Raw genomic sequence first — 3,913 nt, 5'->3', positions numbered from 1 at the left:
GGGGAAGAACTTCTCGCGCGCCACGCCGATCAGCGGGTTGCCCACCTTGCGGACGTAGTATTCCGAGAAATCCCCGAAGGCGATCGGCTTGGCGCTGGCGCCGATCTGCGCCATGGCCTGGTTGAAGGACACCGGCTTGCTGTTCAGCGTGGCCGGCACACCCTTGGTCACGTCGCCATCCGACCAGATGTAGCGGCCGTTGGTGTCCTTCAGCTTGCGCAGCGCCTTGACGGTCTGGTCATGCATCTGGAACCGCACCTTCGGGCCGCCTCGATAGGCCGGGTCCACCGAATGCTCCAGGTCCATGATTTCATCAAAGGTCAGCGCAGAAGCCGCCGCTGCAGTGTGGCCCACCGGGGCGCCGGTCACAAAGCCGAGCGGTTCATTGGTGCCGGAACCGACAGTCAGCCAGGCGTTGCCTTTGCGGCCAATGCGTTCACCGATCAGCTTTGCCAGCAAAGCTTCAAACCCAAAAGAAGAATCCTGCGCCAGCTCGAAGGACCATTTGATCCAGGGCGTCACCAGCGCATAGGCCAGCAGCGAGGTTTTCGCGAGCACGATATCGCCGGAGTTGTCATCCACCCCTTCATCGCCCTCGGTGTGCAGGTTCGCCTCCTCGGCGGTGTCATCAACCTTCGGCAGATCAAAGGGCGCGCCGTTGGAGAGGTTGATTTCGGTGGCGATGTTCGCGTCCATCATCGGGCCATGCGCCGCAGCTGCAATGTTGATCGAACTGGCGAGCGTGGTCGGCACCAGGATGCCGCCGTTGGCGCCGGTGCCGGTGGTCTGGGTCCGGATTTCCCGGAAGCCAGAGCGCAGCGCATCGCGCGCTTCCTTGCTCAGCTCGGACAGGTCGGCACCGGACGCCAGATACTGCCGGAACGCCTCGCGGTATTCATCGCTGACGTTCTCGCCGGGCGCATGGCTGCGCTCTTCCTGGCCGGGGCGGCGCTCTTCGCGCTCCTCACGCTCCCGCTCTTCCCGTCGCTGTTCTTCTTCCTGCTTCGCCTTCCAGGCCCGCTCTTCGCGGTCGGCCTCTTTCACCAGCCCGTCATACTGATCCATCATCGCGTCGAACTTTTCGTTCGCCGCCCGCGCCTCGTCCTTCGGCGTCTTCTCAGTGATGCCGTCCCGGATGCCGGTGGCCTCGGTCAGAACTTTCTGCGCCTTGTCGCGCAGCTCCTTGATCTTCGACATGTCAAACCCTTTCGGTTGTCTGGAAACTGCGCTTGCCCAAGGCGCGAAGGTGCTGGGCGGTGGCCGGTCAGGCCAGGCCGGACAGACGCGATCGCATCTGCATCTGGCGGCGGTAGAAATCACTGTCCCCGCCAAGAGCCGCAGCTTTTGAGCGCAGCCCGATTTCGGTGCCGTCATAGGCGGGGTCCGTCACGATCGAGACGTCGAACAGCTGCACCGACTGAATCGTGCGCAGGGCGTGGTCGCCGGTTTCGTCCCAGGTTTCCTTGTCGGCAATGAAGGCAAAGCTCATCTTGGACATGTCGCCCCGCTTCATCTTCGGCAGGATCCGCTGCACGTCCGGATCGGACGGGTCCAGGGCAGTATCCACCCGCAAGCCGCGCTGATCCTCTGCCAGCGTCAGCGTGCCGGACGAGGTGCGCGCCAGCGGCAGGCCGCCGTGGTCGACCAGAAAGGTCACGTCATCGCCGCGCGTCAGCGCATCACCAAAGGCGCCGCGCTCGATCACCTCAGCCCAGCCCCAGCGGTCCAACGGCCCGATATCGGTCCGTTCGCCGAAGACGGCCGCATAGCCCGTCACATTGATCAGATCGCCCCCGGCCTCCGCTTCGCGCAGCTCGATGGGCGCGACGGCGCAGAAACGCACCTCGCGTTGCGGGTCGCTCATGGCGGCCTCCTCTATTCGGTTTCGCTCTGGTCTTCCGCGCCGCCGTCTTCCGGCTGGGGTTCGCCGCTGGCGTCTCCGCCCTCGGGTTCGGCCGGCGCATTCTTGTTGAAGGCTTTGCCCGCCAGCTCCAGCGGCACCGTGGCCCCCTGAATGAACAGCTTATTCCCGCCCGGCACGGGCGGCTTGCCCATCATCTCGCGCCCCTCATCAGGCGTCAGCAGCGAGTTTTGGATCGCTTTAACGATTGCTTCGATACGTGTCTTGAAATCGCCGCGCATGATGCGGTCGAGGTCGAGCTTCACGTAGCGTTTTGCACCGCGGCCGAAGATCTTCAGGGTCAGCTCCTGCTCGAACTTCTCCACCCAGCGCCGCAGCGTGTGCTTCACCAGGTGCAAATCCTGATGCTCGATATTGTTGTAATTGCCCTTGCTCAGCTCCTGCAGAAACACCGGCGGCAGCTGGTAGATCCGCGCCACCTGCCCAACCGCAAACACTTGCACCGGCGTCAGCTGCATCTTTTCCGGATCATCACCGAGCCGCACCAGATCGTGCCCGTTCGGAACCGGCAGCACCGGCTTGCCCTCCTCGGCCGCCCGGCGGGTCACTTTCATCAGGTCCGCCGCTGCCCGCATCATTTCCTTGGCCGCGGTGAACGGGCCTTTCAGCACATAGGGCGGCACCCCGTTCTTTCCGAACACCGTCAGCGCATAGCGGTTCGCATTGAGTCCCTGCCGGATGGCACTGGCGCAGGTCATCACCGGGTTATGATGGCCCACGTGGTCCGGCTTCAGCAGGAAGGCGATATCAATCACGTCCTTGCCCTCATAGGTCTTCACCTTCCCGGAAGGCTCCCGGTAATCGTAGAACAGGCGCCCTTTGAGCTTCCGCACCGTGGTGCGGTCGTATTCCATCGGGAATAGGTTCACCGCCTTGCCGCCGCGGCGCTCGATATAGGTGTAAGCCCGGCCCGGCCCGAACACCTCGGCAAAGAAGGTCTCGCGCCAGGAAAAGCTGGTGGTGCTATCATTGACCGCGGCACCCAGCACATCGGCCACGCCGCCGGTCACCTTTCTGTCGCCGCCCGGCTCGCCGGACTTCTCGAACACCTCGACCGGCAGCCCCGCCATGGCCGCCGACAGGAAGTTGATCGCAGCCCAGACCCCGGGCATCGACAGCGCCTCCTTCATGGTGACGCTTTCCGGCACCTCGCCGCTCAGCACTTCCGCGATCGAGGCCGCGCCGCTGTCCATGACAACCTCCGCCCGCTCTTCAACCGGTGCCGCTGCCTCCGCCGCCGTCCCGCGCCGGAAAAACCCCGTCAGTCCCAAAGTGTATCCTCCAGCGAGAAATCGTCATCGGCCCAGGGCGACTGCTCCTGCTGCCCGCGCTCCCGGCACAGCGCCATTCCGGCCGACATGCCAAGCGACACCATGCCGTCGATCCGCCCGTGCGCCTTTTCCTTGTCGAACATCCGGTGCCCGGTGCGGTTCTCGGCATAGGTGACCGAGGCCGCCATACTGTCGAGCAGCGGGTTCTTGGCCACGGTCAGCCGGCCGTCGTAAATCGCGTTCTCCAGCTTGTTGATCGAGTCCGGCATCCACAGGTAGATCTCCACCTCCTGGCCGGGATTGGTCGGGTCCGGCACCTTTTCCAGCACCCGCTTCTGAAACCCCTGCGGGTGGATCTCGGTCGGCAGAACCAGCCCCTTTTCCGTCAGGCTGTCCTTCAGCCGCTCCAGCCCGTACTGGTCGCAGGCGATCACCTCCGGTTGATAGCGCGAGTTCAGATCCGCCAGCGCGTCGGCCAGCCACGGGTATTTCAGGCGTTCACCCGGCACCGCCTCGATGAACTCCCTGTCCGCCCACAGCTCATAAGGCGCCTGATCCCGCGCAGATCGGTCCAGCAGCGTGTCCTTCGGCGTCCAGAACCATGTTTTCGACACCAGCTTTTCCGCGTCCTTGGTGGCGTCCAGCACCCAGGTCAGAGTCAGCGCCGAGAAATCCCGCACCTGGCTGAGGTCGAGCCCGCCAAAGCAGGGATACCCCGCCT

Annotated in this window: 3 protein-coding genes and 1 pseudogene; all 4 read right to left on the bottom strand. The window is 64.2% G+C overall.

The annotated features are described in order from the left end of the window. A partial coding sequence (locus tag VOI29_RS23240; RefSeq protein ID WP_323784110.1) for a phage major capsid protein occupies nucleotides 1-1,197 on the bottom strand: 1,197 nt, incomplete at its 3' end. A 67-nt stretch (nucleotides 1,198-1,264) separates the two neighbouring features. Beyond that, on the bottom strand, nucleotides 1,265-1,864 hold the full coding sequence (locus VOI29_RS23235) for an HK97 family phage prohead protease (protein WP_323784109.1): 600 nt from the start codon (nucleotides 1,862-1,864) through the stop codon (nucleotides 1,265-1,267). 11 nt (nucleotides 1,865-1,875) lie between these two features. Further along, a complete protein-coding gene (locus VOI29_RS23230; protein WP_323784107.1) occupies nucleotides 1,876-3,192 on the bottom strand; it encodes a phage portal protein in 1,317 nt (438 codons plus the stop codon). Beyond that, nucleotides 3,183-3,913 (bottom strand): annotated as a pseudogene (locus VOI29_RS23225) (terminase large subunit); the annotation flags it as partial. The pseudogene VOI29_RS23225 and the gene VOI29_RS23230, both read right to left, overlap by 10 nt.

Source organism: Leisingera sp., from assembly GCF_034669605.1.
Classification (GTDB): Bacteria; Pseudomonadota; Alphaproteobacteria; order Rhodobacterales; family Rhodobacteraceae; genus Leisingera.
Note: the sequence above shows the minus strand (reverse complement) of the source record. Positions and strands in the feature narration are given on the sequence as shown.